The organism is Candidatus Proelusimicrobium volucris (genome assembly GCF_959605025.1).
Classification (GTDB): Bacteria; Elusimicrobiota; Elusimicrobia; order Elusimicrobiales; family Elusimicrobiaceae; genus Proelusimicrobium; species Proelusimicrobium volucris.
Window position 1 is genome coordinate 153389 of the sequence record NZ_CAUHCY010000003.1, and the last position, 17065, is coordinate 170453.

A 17065-nucleotide genomic window follows, 5' to 3' on the forward strand; every position below is an offset into this window, starting at 1 on the left:
GAGATAAGAAGGGCCGCCTTTGAGGCGGCCCTTTTTTATCGGGCTTTTTAATAAGGCGATAAAACCTTTGTAAACTAGAATTTTTTGTTTTTCCGCATATTTCGATTAAGGCAAAGGGCAAATTTTGGAATCCCCCCTCTGCCTTGCGGTCTTTGCCAGATTTATTTAATATAATTTAAGGGGGTATTAACAATATGCTTGAATTATACAGAAAAATAAAAAAAAGAGCTTACGCTCTGCTTAACGCGGGCTGGTTTGTAAGTTTTATATTGGTATTGATATTCCTCAATATCCCGCTTTCGATTTTTTCGCTTTCCGGCAGTCTTACGCCAGATGATATTATCGCGATAGAATTTTGCGATCTTCTTATAACGATAGTATTTTCGATTGAATATATTTTAAGGCTTTGGACGGCGGATTTATCTCCGTATTACAAGGGCAGCCGTCTGCGTTTTGCCCTTCGCCCCGAAATGATTATAGACTTTTTGGCTATAGTTCCGATGGTATACATCAACATTAAGCCTTTAAGAGCGCTTAGATTTTTAAGACTCTTCAGAATATTGAAACTTGTAGAATATTCCCAGCCGCTTAAATTGATGCTGAAGGTAATATATCAGAATATGGACTCGTTGGTAACCACTGCTTTTGTTATGGGTTTTCTGCTTACTATAAACTCATTTTTGATTTATTACTTCGAACATACGGCCCAACCTGAAGTTTTTAAGAATATATATGACGCCATTTGGTTTACGGCTATGACTTTTTGTCAGGCGGGCGCGGATATATCGGTTGTAACTCAGGCGGGGAAATTCCTTAAGATACTCACGGCGTTTTCCGGGATAATGCTTTTTGCGGTATATTCCGGTATATTTTCTTCTGGTTTTATGAATGCGCGCAAGGCCGCCAAGGAGAAGAAGGAAAATGCCTGATGGCGGATTTATAGAGAACTACACAAGGAACAGAACTTTTGCTTTTTTCATAGTGGTTATAGGCAATTTTATAGGCGCGCTGGATTCCAGCGTGGTAAATATAGCTTTGCCGGTGATGTCGAAATATTTTAATGTCGGCCTGATAGAAATACAGTGGATAGTAACAATATACTGTTTGGGGATAGTAAGCATTTTGCCCATAAGCAGCAAGTTGGGCAACAAATATGGACAGAACAGGGTATACAGCTGGGGTTTTATGCTTTTTGGGGCAGGCTCCTTATTATGCGCTTGTTCGACTTTTCTTTTGGCTTTGATAGTATCTCGTTTTATACAGGCTTTGGGCGCGGCGATGCTGTTTGCTTTGGCGCAGGGCGTGGTGGCGAGTATGTTCACCGGTGTGAAGCGGGGCCAATTTTTGGGTATGATAGGCTCCGTAGTGGCTTTGGGCAATATAACGGGGCCTAGTTTGGGCGGTATGCTTTTGGATGCGTTTGGCTGGCAGTCTTTATTCTACATAAATTTGCCTTTGGCGGCCTTTGGCGCCTATTTCGCATATAAGACGCTGCCAAGCGTAAAAAGACGCAAATTAGGTAAAATAAACTTAAATTCGGCCATTCTGTTTATAGTTTTGAGCATGTGCTTCTTTACCGCGCTTTCTTTGGCTGAAAAAGCCGGTTTTACCAGCCCGCACATATTGTTTATGTTAACGCTCTCGGCTATATTGGGCATAGTGCTTTACAGACACGAAAGAAAAACCAAAACCCCTCTTTTAAATTTGAGTTTATATTCCAACAAGGTGTTTGCTTACGGCAATATGGCGATGATGTTGGTGTTCATCGCGATCAACGTCAACGGCCTGCTGATACCGTTTTATTTGCAGGATATATACGGTTTAAGCGCGTTCAAAACGGGTACTTTAATACTGTTTTACTCTGTTCCTTTGATAGTTGTGGCGCCGATAAGCGGTTGGCTTTCTGGCAAAATAGGTTCAAGGAAACTTACCGTTTGTTCGATGATAGTAGTTATCTGCGGTTTATTGTGGTATATGGGATTGGGGGCGGAGTTTAAGGAATATCAAATTATTCTTGGACAAATGATATTGGGTATAGGTAACGGAATGTTTAATTCTCCCAATAATAACAGCATAATGAGTGCGATAGAACGAAAATACTACAATGACGCCAGCGGTTTAAACTCTTTGGCGAGGAATACGGGGATAGTCGTGGGGGTGGCTCTTACGGTGAATATTTTTGACGGTTTGCTTAATTTGTTTCAAAATGGCGGGGCGGACCATATTTCTGCGTTTATATCGGCCTATCATTTAACTTTGATTTTGGCGATAGTTACCGCGGCCGCGGCGGGAGTTCTATCGTATCTCGGCAAGGAGCCCGATAGAAAGCTGCTTTAATTTGCCAGATGAAAAGCAAAACCGCCTGCCCAAAAAGCAAGCGGTTTTATTTTTTAAGAACGGGTTGATAGCCTCTCTTTCTTCGCTTTTAGAAATATCGGTATTCCTATCGCAAAGAATATTGCCGCCATTGCCAAATATTTAAGATTGGCCGCGTAAATCAGCCATATCGCATATATGGAGCCCAATATTCCTGTAATCATTATTTTGACGCGGCTTATCCCCCACTCGCTTTTATAATGTTTTCTGCGGCCGTTTTGAATCAAATAGATAGTGGTTACCAGATAGGCGGGCAAAATCATTACGGCGGTTATGTTTAGCATGGTTTCCCAAGCATTTGCCGAGAAAAACGCTATAAAAAGGGCCGCCTGCATACATATCGTGGTAATGAGTAGAGAGAAAGTCGGCGCGGCGTTTTCGTTCTCCCTGGCGAAGGCTTTGGGGAATGTGCCCTCTTTTGCCGCCGCGTAAGGCGCTTCTATTGAGATCAACTCCCAAGAAAGCCAAGCGAAAAGCACCGATATAATCAAGCCCAAATTCATTATAATCGCACCCGCCTTGCCTATCGCCGCCTCCAATACCCCGGCGGTCGAAGGATTGGCGTAGGAGGCTATGTCCTCTCTTGCCAAAAAGCCGAAAGGAAGCAGGGAAATTAACATATATACGGCCAAACAGGACAAGAATCCCAACAAAGTGGCTTTGGCTACATCGCTTTGCTTTTTTGCTCTGCCGGAGAGCACCACCGCCGATTCTATCCCGATAAAGCACCACAGCGTTACCACCATAGTGGAACGGACATTTCCCATCAACTCTTTTACGCTGAAAGAGCCCGATAGAATATTGGCCGTCAAAGCCTCTTTGAAGACGTCCCACTTAAACATTACGAAAGCCGCAATTATAAAAAATATCAGCGGCATAATTTTTGCTATCGTGCCAAATAAATTCACCAAAGCCGCCGTTTTTATACCCTTTCTTATCAAGATCATAAAAGACCATATTATCAGGCTTGAAAGCAGAAGCGCATTTAAATTGTTCCCCCCTTCGAAATACGGCGGGAAGAAGTAATTTAAGGCTTCCATCATGATTACCGCCATCGCTATATTGGAAAATACGTTCGAAAGCCAATATCCCCAAGCGATAAAAAAGCCCGTCCTTTTGCCGAACCCGTCCTTTGCATAGGCGAATATACCTGCCGTCAGCTTCGGCTTAATGTTGGATAATATTCTAAAGGTTTCTGCTATAAAGAACATACCCAGCCCGGTTATAATCCATGCCGTAAGTACGGCGTCGGCCGGGGCGGCCGCGGCCATATTCTGCGGAAGCGAGAATACGCCCGATCCCATCATGGAGCTTACGACAAGCCCGCAAAGGCCCGCTATGCCAAGTTTCATTGAGGTTTTCATTTGCTTTCCTTTCTTTGTTTGGCGGCGGCCCAATATACGGGTATGCCCGCGGCGAAGAATATAACCGCCATCGCCAAATATTTGAGATTGGCCGCATAAATCAGCCATAAAGAGTATATTATCCCGACAGAGCCTATAAATATCGCTTTGGGACGGCTGACTTTACAGGTCTGGCTGAATTTCTTCTTGCGTGATATTTTAAACAGGTACAATGTCGTTATAAAATATACCGGCAGTATCATAACGCTGGTAATGCTGAGCATGGTATTCCACGCGTCGGCGGAAAAGAAGGCTATCAACAAAGTTATTTGCGTGGTAATAGTGGTTATCAGAAGCGAAAACACCGGTACTTCTTTTTTGTTTTCTTTCAAGAAGGCTTTTGGGTACAAGCCCTTGCCCGCCGCGCTGAATGGCACTTCCGTAGAGATTATTACCCAGGACAGCCAAGAAAATAAAACCGATACCATAAGCCCCAATATCATTATCAGTCCGCCGGTTTTGCCGATAATTTGCTCCAATACGCCCGCCGTAGAGGGGTTGGGAAAAGCCGCTACCGCCCCCCTTTGCAGTATGCCCAGCGGCAAAAGCGAGATAAGAATATAACATATCAGACAGATAAGAAAGCCGCCCAAGGTGGCGCAGGAAACGTCCTTTTTCCGTTTCGCCCTGCTGGATAATACCACCGCCGTTTCCACCCCGATAAAAGCCCATATCGTTACCAGCATGGTATTCTTTATTTCCGCCATCATAAAAGAGAAGCTGAACTCCGGTGAATGTATGGTGTTTAGTATGTCGGTTTTTATTGTGTCGAGGTCAAAAGCTATTAAACATACGGCGATGAAGATGAATACCGGCACCAATTTGAAACAGGTACCTATGAAATTGACTATCGTGGCGGTTTTTATCCCTCGGAGAATTAAAATATAAAACAGCCATATTATCGCGGTGGAAAGCAAAAGCGAGTTTAAATTGTTTCCGCCCTCGAAATACGGCGGGAAGAAATAATTTAAAGCTTCCATCAAAATTACGGCAAGCCCCGTATTTGCGCATATATTGCAAAGCCAATAGCCCCACGCTATAAAAAAGCCTGCCCCCGGCCCAAAGCCTTCCTGCGCATAGGCATATATCCCGGAAGCCATTTCCGGCTTGATTTTGGCCAAAAGATGAAAAGTATACACTATGCAGAACATTCCCAGCCCGGTAATCAGCCAGGCCGCTATTATAGAGGCCGCGCCCGCGCCCTGCGCCATATTTTGCGGCAGGGAGTAAACGCCCGAACCTATCATAGAACTTATTACCACTCCGATTAAACCCCAAAGAGTGAGTTTAACGGTATAATTTTTGTCTGTTTTTACAGCCGCTTCGTCAGGATACTCTTTCATCTCTCGTAACTTTACACCTCCCAATAAAAAAATAAGCGTTTAAAAAAACGCTAATAAAAATTTTACTAAATTTTGATATTTTCTTTTATATATTTTTTCAATATTTTTAAAGCTCCTTGCGCTGTATATAATATCTAAAACTGCAATAAAAAAGAGTCCCCCAACGGCGGGAACTCTTTTTTACCCTCTTTCCCTTTTTTTACAAACCTCTTTTTAACACGCTCCTAACAATCCCAGCTATCTTAAAAGATTCCTTATCGGCTATTATGGGGGCATAATGTTTATTGTCTGATACCAAAAGGACATTGCCGCTGCGTTTATCGGGGACGAAACGTTTTATCATCGTTTCGCCGTTATTGGAGCAGACTATAACATCGCGCTCGCGCGGGGCGTCGTTCTTTTCCACTATTATCCAATCTTTGGGGTGTATAAGCTCCGTCATGGAATCCCCCTTCGCTTCCACCATAAATCCTTTAGATACAGGGAAATTCACCATAGACGGATCCACCGGGACAACTCTGCTAGGGGTGCCGTCTAGTGTTGTACCGGCTGGGCCGCATTTGGCCATACCGTAAAGCGGCAGATAGAGGACATTATCCTCCGTATTCTTTATATAATACTGCTGGGAGTTTGCGGCGCTGCGCGTTATATAGCCTTTCTTTTCCAGCTGGGTTATATGATAGTGAACCACGCTCTTGCTGGAAATATCCATTTGCAAGGCGAGCTCTTCCATCGTGAGAGGATTATCCTGGTGTTCCTTTAGAAGTTTTAGAAGTTTCTCTTGGTTTGGATGAAGTTTCTTCATACTATCCCTCTAATTGCAAAGTGAAAAGATTTTATTGTTTTAATTGTTCTATATATTGTTCTAATAATATAATAAAAAAATTTAATATTTGCAATATTTTTCTGGAATTATTCTGAAGATATCCCAAAGGTTTATATATCCTTATAAATATAGCTCGTTATAGTTTTTGGAAATATTTGCGTTTTATAGGGGGGCATATTTTCTATACTGCCAATATATTTTTATACGGAATTATGAGAATAAAAAAAGCCCCCGCTTGAACGGGGGCTTTTAAAAAGACTTTTATTATTTGTGGGCGTCCGGTGCAGCTTCCTTTTTCCACGTGATGGAAATCAAAATACCGGCTATAAAACAAGCGATGATGCAGGATATAAATACACCCTGCCAACCATAATGCTTGCTTATAAAAGCCGCGCCGCTTGAGGAAAGCATAGCGCCGAAGTATCCGAACATACCGGTAAAACCGCAGGCCGCGGATACGGATTCCTGGGTTACGATACGGCTGGTTTGAACGCCGCCGGCCAAGTTTTGGGGGCCGTCTACGAAGAACCCGATGAAAGCTGCCAACAAGGACGTCCAGAAGAAAGCGTCGGTGCCGGCGATTTTATAAAATCCCCAGCAGCTGGCGGCTAAAATAGCCAAATAGATTAAGTTCATCTGGGTGCAGCGGCCCTGGAAGAATTTATCCGCCAAGTAGCCCGCTACGATACCGCCCGGCATACCGAGGAACGGCATCCATTTCAAAGCGGAAACGGCCGCATCCTGAGCGAAGCCTCTATCTTCCACCAAGAATAAGGTACCCCAGTCCAAAGTGGCGAAACGTACATAGTAAACGAATACGTAAGAAAGCGCCAAAGCCCACAGGAACGGGTTGGCGAATACGTGTTTTTTAAGAACTTGCCAGTGGGTAAGGCCGGTATCTTTCTTAATTGGCATAGGGTCATTTTTATATTCATCGATAGGCGGCAGACCGACGGTGGTCGGTTTATCGGTAAGGAAGAACAACAGGAAAATGCTGTAGCAGATACCCATAATTGCAGGTATGATGAACGCCATTCTCCACAAGTCGAATTTAAGTAAATATGTTATCAATACGCCGACGAAGAACGCGCCGAACGTATGGCTGGATGACCATAAAGTCCATTTGGTCGCCCTCTCGCTGGGGGAGAACCAATAGACCAAACCTTTAGCGACCGGAGGAAACCCCATGGACTGGAAAATACCGTTTAAACCCCATGCAAATGCCGCGAAACCTACCAAGGGGATAGTCATATGGGTTTTGGCTACCCAAGCCTGCAAATCGGGCAGGAACGGAAAGGCCAAGTTTACCAACGAAGAGCAGAACAGACCCAAAGCCATTACGGATCTTATATTGCATTTATCTGCCATTACGCCGCTGAGGAACTTGCCTACGCCGTAAGTCGCGTAGATGGTCGTGCCGATAATACCTAATTGTATTACGTCAAAACCGAAATTGTCTTTAAGCGCAGGTTTTACGAAGTCAAGGTTTTTCCTTGTGAAGTAAAAGAGCGCGTAGCCGAAGTACATGCCGAAGAACATCTTTATACGCCACATCGTATATGTTCTTTTTATTACTTTTTCGTCTGTTAATCTTTGGTCAGCATCTTTGAGAGGCTTCATCCAGTTGATAAACTTTGATAACATACTTTCTCCTGTCTATAATATACAAGAACAAGACAAAACAAACACAAAACATCATTATCCCCGCAGTTGGCGAGAAGTAAGCCTTTCTTTTGCCTTGTTGTTGTGTCTACAAAAAGAATTGTAACATAATATAGCCCCAAATACAAACGACTTTTTTATTTAAATTACCGTCGTCAAAAGCGATAAAAAAAAGGTCCTATTGATTTTTCCCGCCCTATTTGATAACTTTATCGTTATATGTTACAGGACGCCATAAAAACTATTAAGAACGCCAAAGCGCTTGTCGCTTTTACCGGTGCGGGTATTTCCGTGGAGAGTGGCATCCCCCCATTCCGCGGCGCGGGCGGGCTTTGGGAACGTTACGACCCTTCCGCCATTGATATCAATTTCTTTTACTCTAATCCAAAAGAGTCTTGGCGCGAGATGAAAAAGATTTTTTTCAATTCCATGGGGCAGTCCGAACCAAATACCGCACATAAAGTCCTTGCCGATTGGGAAAAAAAGGGCCTGCTTAAAGGGATAATAACGCAGAATATTGACAATTTGCACCAGCGGGCGGGCAGCGTCAACGTAAAAGAGTTCCACGGTACGATAAATTATTTGCTGTGTACCGCCTGCGGGAAACGCTACAATTTGGCTGAAGTCGATTTAAATGCGGAACTGCCGTCGTGTAAAGCGTGCGGCGCTTTTCTTAAACCTGATTTTATATTTTATGGAGAGGGTATCAATCCTAAGGTATATCAGGAAAGTTTGGATTTGGCCTACACTGCCGACGTTATGCTTGTAATAGGTACATCCGGCGAGGTAATGCCCGCGTGCGCCCTGCCGTTGACGGCTAAGCAAAACGGGGCTAAAATAATAGAGATAAACACCCTGCCATCTACCTATACCGATTCGATATCGGATTTTTACTTCGAACGTAAGGCGGGCGAGTTGTTTGGGGAGATTGCAAAACTGTTCCAATAAATTGTATATTTTAAATTCCACAGGCCCTGCCCTTACCCCCGGCGGGGCCACCTATTAAAAACCCGGATTGAATTAACAAGCCGGGTTTTATTTTTTTGATGAACGTTATTTCTTCTTTTTAGTTTTTGTCGGTTTTTCCAGAGCTTGTGGAGTGAAAGGGAAAGGATAGAAATCCTTTAATTTCCTGCAGGATATCCGCGCCGGTTTGCCCGATGATAAATCTGCCGTACATATCGGCATATCGGGTTTTGCAAATTCCGCCATAACCTGCCTGCATGCTCCGCAAGGCGTGCTTAAAGGGCCTAAATCTTTTTGGCTGAAAACTATTACCAATGCCTTTATTTCCCGCTCGCCTGACACTACCGCGGAGAAGATGGCGTTCCTTTCCGCGCATACCGTAAGACCGTAGGAGGCGTTTTCTATATTTGTGCCTCTGTATATTTTTCCGCTTTCGGCCAGGACCGCGGCCCCCACTTTAAATTTTGAGTAAGGAGAGTAAGAATTATTCATAGCCTGCGCCGCGTTTGATAGTAATTCGTCCAAAAGCTTTTTGGAAAGTTTCATAAATACGCTCCTTGTTTAAGTGTCTTTAGATTATAGCATAAAGAGCGTAAATTTTTTAAACAATATCGTATCGGAGAATTTAAATTTTCTGGAGCGTTGCTTTTGCTATTTCTTCCCAAGGAAGTTCCGAAAATTCGTCCGGCGCCTGCAGTATCGTCGCCTTATCGGATAAAGGCGCCCATATTTTTTGGTTGGCCTTGTCGCTTGCCTTGTATATACAAATTTGTTTTTTGTCCAAAGCCGCGGCCGCGTGTACGAAAGCCGTATCGGGCGTTATCAGCAAATCGCTGACGGCCAGTATGGCGAAGTTCATAAATAGATTGTCTTGGGGCGTTATAAATAGATTATTTGCTTGTATCCGATTGGCCAGCGCTTCGGTTTTGGCGTGTTGCCCCAGCAAAATTATATTGTATTTATCCAATGCGGCACAAAGCGCTTTGATTTGAGTTTCCCCCAAGCAGCGGTGTTTGCTTGCCGCGAAAGCGTTTAAGGCGATATGGCCTTTTTTGTGAGGCAGTTTTGATAAAAATTTTAGGGCTTCTTTCTTCAAAGCATTGGGTACAAATAAATCATAAGATATGTTTTGGGGCTTTTCCAAGCGTAAAGTCCTAAACATAGCTTGGTGCCACGCCGTTATATGGGAGCCGTCCAAATCAAATGTACAGCCTAGATTATAGGATTTAAACTCCCCTCTATTAAACCCGAACGCGAAACGAGGGTTTATAAGCCTTAGCAGGAGCAAGGTATCAAAAGTGGGGTGTTTATCCATATCTATGTATAAATCTATATTTTGGCGCCTTAGGGCTAAGCCCGTTTTGATTATATGCCGCAGGCCTTTTTTGCATATTATTATTTGGGATATATTGCGATTGTTTTCTATTATTTGCGCCGAGGCGGGCCCCGCTATTACGGTTATTTCCGCTTTGGGCAGGGCTTTTTTAATTTCCCTAAAGGCAACGGTGTTGACTATCATATCGCCGAGTTTGTTATCGTTTCTCAAAAATACGATTTTCTTTATGGTCTTTAGCTGGTGGGGCGTAAATCTGTTTTTATTTTTTTTGTCAAAAAGGAATTTGCCCGCTTTGGCTTTAAGCCCGCGCAAATACAAATTTTTTCTTCTGTTCCATTCTCTGAAGGTCATAATAACCGATATTATATCTTATTATGAAGCAGCTTTCGTATGGAAGCAACAGCCTTTTCAACGGGGAGGGCTTTTATTTCTTTTACTGGAGCACTGGCCGATATCTCCGATTGAATGGCTATGGCGTTATCGGCTTTTAGAGGTGCAAAGAGTTTAAAATTTCTTTCCCATCCCGAATAAAAAGCGAGCAAGCCTTTGCGATAGGCGCATGCTATATGTACGGCGGCGCTGTCGACGGAGATAATCATATCGGCGTTTTTGATTAAAGCGAAGAATTCTTCCGTACTCAGCGGTGGCGTTTGCGAGGGGAGGAGATCCCGTAAAACGGATATGTATTCCGTCGAATCCCTCGTAAAGGGAATAATTAGATTTACTTGATCTTCTTTCCCTTCAAAAGCGGATTTTAAAATTTCCCGTATTTCTTCCGGGTTAATTTTTCTGTCCGTACCGCTTGGGCTAAGAACGACGTTGGCTTTCTCTTTGTGTAAGAGTTTTTTCGCCTTCTCCTCACATTCTTTTGGGATTTCGGGCAAAGAATATTCGGGATTGGCGGTTTTGATATAAGGTTTTAACGGAGTCAGTTCCAGGCTTTTGCTTAGATGTGTCCGAGCCAAATCGGGAATGTAATAATCTATGTTTTGTATGGTGTTTATGTTGTAATATTTTTTCTCTTTCTTCTGGAAAGAGATTGTATATTTAGGTTTTAAAATGAAATCAAAAATTATATTTCTTGTAGTAAACGATGGAATGTAATCTATGAATATCTGCCATTTCCCGCGGTTGGAGAAATAGCCGATAAAATTGTCTTTTATGACTTTGTCTACGAAGGGATTGTTTCTGAAAACAATTTCGTTTCTTTTGACTGCCAAAACCCCCGTTTTAATATTAGGATAGGCCTCTTTAAGCTGTTTTAAAACGGCGGTTAATATAACGGCGTCGCCCAACCCTGCGCCGATAGGGCGGAGAAGGACTGATTTTATCAAGGAAAAATCAAAATCTTCATATTTCTTTTTTCTGGCGAATATTTTTGAGATTATAGCTTTCACTTTTTTTTCTCCTCAGGTAATATTTGGGATATTTTAGGAAATAGCAGATGTCGTCAAACAGCAAGGCGCTGTCGAACAATAGTGTTTGCCTAAAATCCAATATGGTTCTTGGGCCGTGAATATTTCTTGGGTAATTATTGTATTTTATTCTGTTCGTTTTAAATCTGTTTTTGTTTTTTTTGTCAAAAAGGAATTTGCCCATTTTAGCTTTAAGCCCGCGCAGGTAGAGGTTTTTTCTTCTGTTCCATTCTCTGAATGTCATAAAGTTAATATCTTATATTTTTTTAATCATTTTGTTGTAATAGTTTCTGTATTGTTTTTTTATGTAATGAAAAAATATCTTAGCAAATATATTCTTACGATATTTATAATATAGGGCCATTTTCGGGGTTATAATATTATTATCCGTTAAATAACGGATAAGCTTTTCCGGAGGTAGTTTTTCTTTCGCTTTTTTAGAAACAAATTTAGTATGATTTGTTATTGCGTTTCCCACGCTTTGAAAGAAGTAGACTTTACGCAAATAATCGTTTGTTTCGGAAAAATGTTTATATACTTTTAGCCAATTGGTTAAATTCTCAATAGAAATACTGGTGCTCTCATTAAAACTGTCTTGTCCTTTATGCAATCTGTAAAAGATACAATTCCCATCAACAAATATTATTGCCTTGCCTACTTTCATAGTTTCTATCATCATAGGCCAATCAAAAATCTTGCCAAACTTTTTTTGAAGCAGTGAGATATCCGCATTTTTATAGAACTCTGATTTGATAATGCTGCCACTCCAAGAAGGTGACGGTGACGTCCAAAAACCTAGGGCAAAATCGGCCTGATTGTCTATAAGATAATGTTTGTCGTTAAGACTTCTAGGCATAGTATATTCTTTTGGTGGGATATTGGTATAAAAACAGAAAGATTTAGCACTTATAAAAGATATATCCCGGTATTTAGTTAAAGCTTTTAAGGCGAGGCCCAAATATTGCGGGTGGATTAAATCGTCATCGTGCAATACCATAGTATAGGGCTTAGACATCAAACTTTGCGCCGTTATAAAATTGGCGAAAGGTTTATCGGGCTGAGTGCGTATATACTTTACTTGCGGATAGTTTTTGATAAATTCTTCTGTTTTGTCGTCGGTAGAGTTATCCAGCAGAAAAATATCGCCTAGGCTTTTTTGCGCCAAAACGCTTTCAACTGCCTGTATACACATTTGGGGGCGGTTTCTGGTAAAAATAAAAATTTCTATGTCTTTGGAAGTAAACGCCATTTAAATCTCCGTTGTTTTGGCGAGATATTCGTAAAATCTTTTTATGCCGTCCTCGTATGATGTAAATTTAAAATCCGGCAGTTCCCCTTTCAGCAGAGTGTTATCGCCCGTATATTCATTGGCCAGGCCTTCTTTGGCGGATATAATCTCGCTCTTGTAAGAAGATATTTTGTTTATTGTTTGCGCGATTTCCATAAGCGATATGCCTTTGTCGGGCGTTATGTTGATAAACCTCGCTTTTGGCTTTTTTTCAATGAAGCGCAGCACTATTTCGCATAAATCTTCTACGGGGATATAGTCAAAGACGACATTTTGCCGCATAGTTATCGGTTTATGCGCCAAATTGCATTTTGAGGCGTGGGTTATAAATCTGGAGTCAAACTCATACGGCCCGTAAACGCCGAACAGCCTTAAATTGAGTACATTGGGGTATTTTTGTATTTCTTGGCTTAATCTGTATTTGGCGCGGCCGTATAAATCTTTGGGGATAACTTCCCCCCATTGGCTTTCCTTGATTTTTTTTATCGGGCGGCTTTTGTCGTATTCCGCGCCCGAGCCGAAGGTTATTATATCGCGCCCGTCGGCCGCTTTGAGGAAATTTTCAAATATGGCCAGGTTCTTTTTTTCAATGTCCGAGGGTATATTTTTAGGGTCGCTTATCCCGTAAAAACCGGAAAGTATGTATAAATCGGGCTGATAGGTATCGGCCAAAGCCTTTACGGTTTTAGCGTCGGTAAAGTCGTAGTCTTTGCTTTTTGGCGCGATTAGTTTAAAGTTTTTATCTTCCAAGAAGGGTTTTAAATTACGCCCCACAAATCCGCCTGCGCCGGTCATCAGTATTGTTTTACGCATAAATCATCTCTTTTTAGGCCATATTTTTGTTTTTATCTTGCCGAAAATCTGTATGTAAAATCCTCTGTCGGAAGAGGTCAGTTTAATCGGGCTTATCATATACAGGAACAGCAAAATCCGTTTTGACAAGGGTATTTGCCGCGCCGTTTCCAACAGCGGCAGGATATTGCCTTTCTTCCAATACCAGTTATACATAGCCGAATAAAAATGCGGCCAGCCCTTATGTATTTCCCTGTTTATCGGGCGCGCCATTATTTTATAACGCAGTTTTTTGTCTTTTATCTGCGCTATGATATTGGCGTAGCCCGTTATCCAAGACATAGATCTTTGCTTTAGATATAAAGAATCGTTGTCGTATCCCCTTATATAAGAAATATCGGTATCCGCCTTCATACCGTTGCTTACAAGAGGTTTAGGCAAAAGATATATTTTTTTGCCTTTGTTTATATGCTCTATTGCGGGCACCAAATGTGGGAATAGGGTATAGACATTGTTTAGAATATTTGTCATAGTCGTATCGGTAAATAGGGAAGTTTTATATATATCGCACGATACGAAAGAAAATTGCTGCAAAAGCGCGGGAATATCATCTTGTTCGCCTTCGTTTAAAGCGTAATTGGCTGCGCAGATGACTTCCTCGCCGTTGGATACCGCCTCCTCCAAATAAGGCCAAGCGGACCAATCTATTATATCGTCGTCGGCCAAGGTCCAAACATATTGCATATCGGCGATTTCCAGCGCTCTGGCGATATTTCCGCCAAGCCCTAAATTATAGGCGTTTTTCTTGTATTTTAAATTGCCGTGTTCTTTTCGATAGGCTTTAACCAGCGCGGCGGTATCGTCGGTGGAGTTATTATCCAAAACGGTAATATCAAAATCTTTTACGGGCGAATTATCGGTCAGCAGCTGTTTTAAGGTAGCGTCCAAAAATTGGGCCCTATTATAGGTTATTACTATTATTTGCAGTTTGTTTTTTATAGACATTTCACTTATCCGTATAGGGTATATTATTGCTTTGTAAAATTATCTTTACCGCTTGGGGCAAAGGCGTAAAAGAATTAAATCCAACTTCGTTTAACAGTTTGCCGTTGGCGCCCAGATAAAGGCTTGGCTGGTTTGAGGGCTCGTCGGATAGGGAAAGCAAATCCTCTTTGCCCGCCGGTTTGAAAAACAACTTGGCGTAATCGGCCAAAGAAACCGCCTCCCCCGTACATATGTTAAGCGCGCCCTGCGCCTTGGAAAATAAGGCTTTTACAGTCGCCGCCGCACAGTCGGGCGCAAAGACAAAATCCCTCTTAAGCCGGGAATGCCTTAAATTTAATACTGTTCCCCCCTTTAAGGAATTTATTATCTGCGCCGTCAAACGGGGAAGAACCTCGTCTTTGCCGAATATTTGGAAAGGCCTTATCCACAAAAGTTCAATTCCGTTAGCTTTAGAGTAATCCAATGCCTGCCTATAAAGACGGGTTTTGCATTCCTCATAAGCGTTTGTGGCTTGCAAAGGAGAACTTTCCGCTAAAGGCTTCTCGGACGCGGCGTATTCAAACATACTGCCGAAATATACCGCCCGCTTCCCCCCGTTGGCGCAGAACGCTTTAAGCAAAGCCATTCCCGCTTGCAGAAATTTAAAATTTAACGGGGAATCGGCATAATCGCCCGATACTTTCCAAGCCAGATTGATAAGATAATTCGGCTTTACCCCGCCGAGAATATTTTTGACGTAAGTTTCGTCAAACAGGTCGCCTTGTATGTATTCTATGCCGGGCAGTTTGTCCTTTGGCGGCAAAATATCCAAAGCCCAAACTTTCATGCCGCCCGCCGAAAGACGGGGCAATAGTTCCTTGCCCAGCAATCCGCTTGCGCCCGTCAGTAAAATATTCATTTGTAAATGTTTTCCTCCATTTCTTCTTTGGGCAGGAACGGGAACATATCTTCCAAAGTAGGCGATAGCATACTGCCGTCGGGCAGTTTTTTTGATGATAGTTTAGGGGTAAAAATATAATCGTCCTTTAAAACTATCTCGCATAAAACGGGCCCTTTAAGGCTTAGCACTTTCTCTATTTGCTTTTTTAAATTATTGGGCGAGCTTATTTGAACGGCTTTCAGGCCGAAGGCCTGCGCCAATTTAATGAAATCGGGCATTTTTACTCCGCTTTCTTGCCCGCAGGCGGTGTATCTGCCGAAGAAATTTCTCTGCGTTTGCTTTATGGATATGTAGCCGTCATTGTTAAACAGGAATATCTTTATCGGCAGATTATAGGTTTTTACCGTTTGCAGTTCCTGAAGGTTCATCATTATGCTGCCGTCGCCTTCAAGGCAGATTGTTTCTTTTTCCCCGCCCGCTATGCAAGCGCCTATCGCGGCGGGCAGGCCGTAACCCATGGAGGCGTCGCCCGAGTTTAGAAACATTCTCTTCCCCTCTTTTGAGGCCCCCGCCTGATATAAAGCCAAACACGCCGTCGCGTTTGAGGCTACCGTCGTAGTAAGCCCCGAGCATTGGGTTATCAGTCTGACGCATTCGTATGGGTTGAGTTTTTGCTTTAAATTTTTAAATTCGCTTAAGGGCGTGTATTTCTTTACACGCGCGCGGCACCAATTAAGCCATTTCTCGGCTTTTAAATCTTTGGCTTTCGGCAGCAGCGCTTTTATAAAATCCTTAATATCGGCTTTGACGGCTATATCGGGCTTTACCGTCGGTTTTTTTAGTTCCGCCTCGTCAATATCCACGATAATTTTTACCGCTTTTTTAGCGAAGTTCTCCCAATTATAGCTGGCTTGGCGGATATTGTTCCTTGTGCCCAAGAACAAAACGCAGTCGGCGTTTTGCAGGGCGAAGTTCCCCGCCCTCTGCCCGACGGTTCCTATTCTGCCGGCAAACAGTGGGTTATCCTCCGCTATCAAATCAAAGCCGTTAAAGGTTGTTACGATCGGGATATTAAATTGGCCCGCTAGTTTTTTAAACTCGTTTTGCGCGGACGCAAGCCTTATGCCGTGCCCCGCAACAATAAGCGGCGCTTTGGCTTTTTTTAAGGCTTTTATTACTTGCTCCGTTTTAAAATTGTATTTGGTTTTTGCGGGTATTTTGAAGCCCTTTAGTTTCTTTTCGTCTATAAAAGCGGCCTGAATGTTTATCGGCACATCAAGCCAAACGGGTCCCGGTCGTCCGTTTTTGGCTAAATAGAGGGCTTTTTCCAGGTGGAATTTTATCTCCTCGGCTTTGGTTATAGATACGGCGTATTTGGTAAAAGGTTTTACGGCCGCTATAATATCAGCCTCCTGATCGCCCAGCTGCCTAAGGGGTATATCGGGGCAAGATGCTTTGCATGTGCTGAATTTGACCTGCCCCGAAAAATATATCACCGGTACGCTGTCCGTCCACTGTCCGAAAAGGCCGTTTAGGCAGTTAAGCCCGCCCGGGCCCGTTGTTACGCAAACGGCGGCCAAATCTTGGTTTAGGCGGGCGTATCCCTCGGCTTCTATGGCGAGGGCCTGCTCATTATGGGCGCAGTAATATTTCAGCTTGGAGTTGCCGAAAGAATCGTTTAAATGCATTGCCCCGCCGCCCGATATCATAAAGATATCCTTTACTCCGCGGGCGGAGAGGTATTTTGCTATATAATCCGATACTTTTATCATT

16 protein-coding genes are annotated in these 17065 nt (G+C 42.8%); 3 read left to right on the top strand and 13 right to left on the bottom strand.

Translation table 11 applies throughout. The features are described from left to right. The first annotated feature begins 194 nt into the window (after positions 1-194). Positions 195-929, top strand: a complete 735-nt coding sequence (locus ACQY3M_RS04145; RefSeq protein ID WP_428066230.1) for an ion transporter — start codon at positions 195-197, stop codon at positions 927-929. Continuing rightward, complete coding sequence (locus ACQY3M_RS04150) at positions 922-2337, top strand: MFS transporter (protein WP_428066231.1); 1416 nt, start codon at positions 922-924, stop codon at positions 2335-2337. Before ACQY3M_RS04145 ends, ACQY3M_RS04150 begins: the two co-directional genes overlap by 8 nt. Positions 2338-2390: 53 nt before the next feature. Here the strand turns inward: ACQY3M_RS04150 and ACQY3M_RS04155 are convergent, their stop codons facing one another. From ACQY3M_RS04155 to ACQY3M_RS04170, 4 genes are all read right to left on the bottom strand, one after another. Continuing rightward, on the bottom strand, positions 2391-3740 hold the full coding sequence (locus ACQY3M_RS04155) for a basic amino acid/polyamine antiporter (protein WP_428066233.1): 1350 nt from the start codon (positions 3738-3740) through the stop codon (positions 2391-2393). Continuing rightward, positions 3737-5122, bottom strand: coding sequence for a basic amino acid/polyamine antiporter (locus tag ACQY3M_RS04160; protein WP_428066234.1), 1386 nt, complete (start codon positions 5120-5122; stop codon positions 3737-3739). The genes ACQY3M_RS04155 and ACQY3M_RS04160 overlap by 4 nt, the downstream gene beginning before the upstream one ends. 199 nt (positions 5123-5321) lie before the next feature. Continuing rightward, positions 5322-5927 carry a LexA family protein gene (locus ACQY3M_RS04165; RefSeq protein ID WP_428066236.1) on the bottom strand — a complete coding sequence of 202 codons (606 nt, stop codon included), beginning with the start codon at positions 5925-5927 and terminating at the stop codon, positions 5322-5324. Positions 5928-6212: 285 nt separating this feature from the next. Then, complete coding sequence (locus ACQY3M_RS04170; protein ID WP_428066238.1) at positions 6213-7592, bottom strand: MFS transporter; 1380 nt, start codon at positions 7590-7592, stop codon at positions 6213-6215. A 237-nt stretch (positions 7593-7829) separates the two neighbouring features. On the opposite strand from ACQY3M_RS04170, the gene ACQY3M_RS04175 reads away from it, so the two are divergent. Then, positions 7830-8558 (top strand): SIR2 family NAD-dependent protein deacylase, encoded by a 729-nt coding sequence (locus ACQY3M_RS04175; protein WP_428066239.1) that lies wholly within the window; start codon positions 7830-7832, stop codon positions 8556-8558. A gap of 105 nt (positions 8559-8663) precedes the next feature. Here the strand turns inward: ACQY3M_RS04175 and cdd are convergent, their stop codons facing one another. The 9 genes from cdd to ACQY3M_RS04220 form a co-directional block, all read right to left on the bottom strand. After that, complete coding sequence (gene cdd / locus ACQY3M_RS04180; RefSeq protein WP_428066241.1) at positions 8664-9122, bottom strand: cytidine deaminase; 459 nt, start codon at positions 9120-9122, stop codon at positions 8664-8666. A gap of 79 nt (positions 9123-9201) precedes the next feature. Next, positions 9202-10263, bottom strand: a complete 1062-nt coding sequence (locus ACQY3M_RS04185; RefSeq protein WP_428066243.1) for a glycosyltransferase family 9 protein — start codon at positions 10261-10263, stop codon at positions 9202-9204. 11 nt (positions 10264-10274) lie between these two features. Beyond that, positions 10275-11309 carry a glycosyltransferase family 9 protein gene (locus tag ACQY3M_RS04190; RefSeq protein WP_428066245.1) on the bottom strand — a complete coding sequence of 345 codons (1035 nt, stop codon included), beginning with the start codon at positions 11307-11309 and terminating at the stop codon, positions 10275-10277. Then, positions 11263-11571, bottom strand: coding sequence for a hypothetical protein (locus ACQY3M_RS04195; RefSeq protein ID WP_428066246.1), 309 nt, complete (start codon positions 11569-11571; stop codon positions 11263-11265). Before ACQY3M_RS04195 ends, ACQY3M_RS04190 begins: the two co-directional genes overlap by 47 nt. A gap of 12 nt (positions 11572-11583) precedes the next feature. Then, complete coding sequence (locus ACQY3M_RS04200) at positions 11584-12576, bottom strand: glycosyltransferase (RefSeq protein WP_428066248.1); 993 nt, start codon at positions 12574-12576, stop codon at positions 11584-11586. Further along, positions 12577-13428, bottom strand: a complete 852-nt coding sequence (locus ACQY3M_RS04205) for an NAD-dependent epimerase/dehydratase family protein (protein ID WP_428066249.1) — start codon at positions 13426-13428, stop codon at positions 12577-12579. Between the two features lie 3 nt (positions 13429-13431). After that, positions 13432-14412, bottom strand: a complete 981-nt coding sequence (locus ACQY3M_RS04210; protein ID WP_428066251.1) for a glycosyltransferase family 2 protein — start codon at positions 14410-14412, stop codon at positions 13432-13434. Position 14413: 1 nt separating this feature from the next. After that, on the bottom strand, positions 14414-15310 hold the full coding sequence (locus ACQY3M_RS04215; protein ID WP_428066252.1) for an NAD-dependent epimerase/dehydratase family protein: 897 nt from the start codon (positions 15308-15310) through the stop codon (positions 14414-14416). Then, positions 15307-17064: a thiamine pyrophosphate-binding protein gene (locus ACQY3M_RS04220; RefSeq protein ID WP_428066253.1), complete on the bottom strand. Its 1758-nt coding sequence runs from the start codon at positions 17062-17064 to the stop codon at positions 15307-15309. Before ACQY3M_RS04220 ends, ACQY3M_RS04215 begins: the two co-directional genes overlap by 4 nt. Between the last annotated feature and the right edge of the window lies 1 nt (position 17065).

Excerpts from the sequence above, each read along its gene's own strand:
- ACQY3M_RS04145 (WP_428066230.1), top strand. The coding sequence starts at position 195 with ATGCTTGAATTATACAGAAAAATAAAAAAAAGAGCTTACGCTCTGCTT.
- ACQY3M_RS04150 (WP_428066231.1), top strand. The coding sequence starts at position 922 with ATGCCTGATGGCGGATTTATAGAGAACTACACAAGGAACAGAACTTTT.
- ACQY3M_RS04155 (WP_428066233.1), bottom strand. The coding sequence starts at position 3,740 with ATGAAAACCTCAATGAAACTTGGCATAGCGGGCCTTTGCGGGCTTGTC.
- ACQY3M_RS04160 (WP_428066234.1), bottom strand. The coding sequence starts at position 5,122 with ATGAAAGAGTATCCTGACGAAGCGGCTGTAAAAACAGACAAAAATTAT.
- ACQY3M_RS04165 (WP_428066236.1), bottom strand. The coding sequence starts at position 5,927 with ATGAAGAAACTTCATCCAAACCAAGAGAAACTTCTAAAACTTCTAAAG.
- ACQY3M_RS04170 (WP_428066238.1), bottom strand. The coding sequence starts at position 7,592 with ATGTTATCAAAGTTTATCAACTGGATGAAGCCTCTCAAAGATGCTGAC.
- ACQY3M_RS04175 (WP_428066239.1), top strand. The coding sequence starts at position 7,830 with ATGTTACAGGACGCCATAAAAACTATTAAGAACGCCAAAGCGCTTGTC.
- cdd (WP_428066241.1), bottom strand. The coding sequence starts at position 9,122 with ATGAAACTTTCCAAAAAGCTTTTGGACGAATTACTATCAAACGCGGCG.
- ACQY3M_RS04185 (WP_428066243.1), bottom strand. The coding sequence starts at position 10,263 with ATGACCTTCAGAGAATGGAACAGAAGAAAAAATTTGTATTTGCGCGGG.
- ACQY3M_RS04195 (WP_428066246.1), bottom strand. The coding sequence starts at position 11,571 with ATGACATTCAGAGAATGGAACAGAAGAAAAAACCTCTACCTGCGCGGG.
- ACQY3M_RS04200 (WP_428066248.1), bottom strand. The coding sequence starts at position 12,576 with ATGGCGTTTACTTCCAAAGACATAGAAATTTTTATTTTTACCAGAAAC.
- ACQY3M_RS04205 (WP_428066249.1), bottom strand. The coding sequence starts at position 13,428 with ATGCGTAAAACAATACTGATGACCGGCGCAGGCGGATTTGTGGGGCGT.
- ACQY3M_RS04210 (WP_428066251.1), bottom strand. The coding sequence starts at position 14,412 with ATGTCTATAAAAAACAAACTGCAAATAATAGTAATAACCTATAATAGG.
- ACQY3M_RS04215 (WP_428066252.1), bottom strand. The coding sequence starts at position 15,310 with ATGAATATTTTACTGACGGGCGCAAGCGGATTGCTGGGCAAGGAACTA.
- ACQY3M_RS04220 (WP_428066253.1), bottom strand. The coding sequence starts at position 17,064 with ATGATAAAAGTATCGGATTATATAGCAAAATACCTCTCCGCCCGCGGA.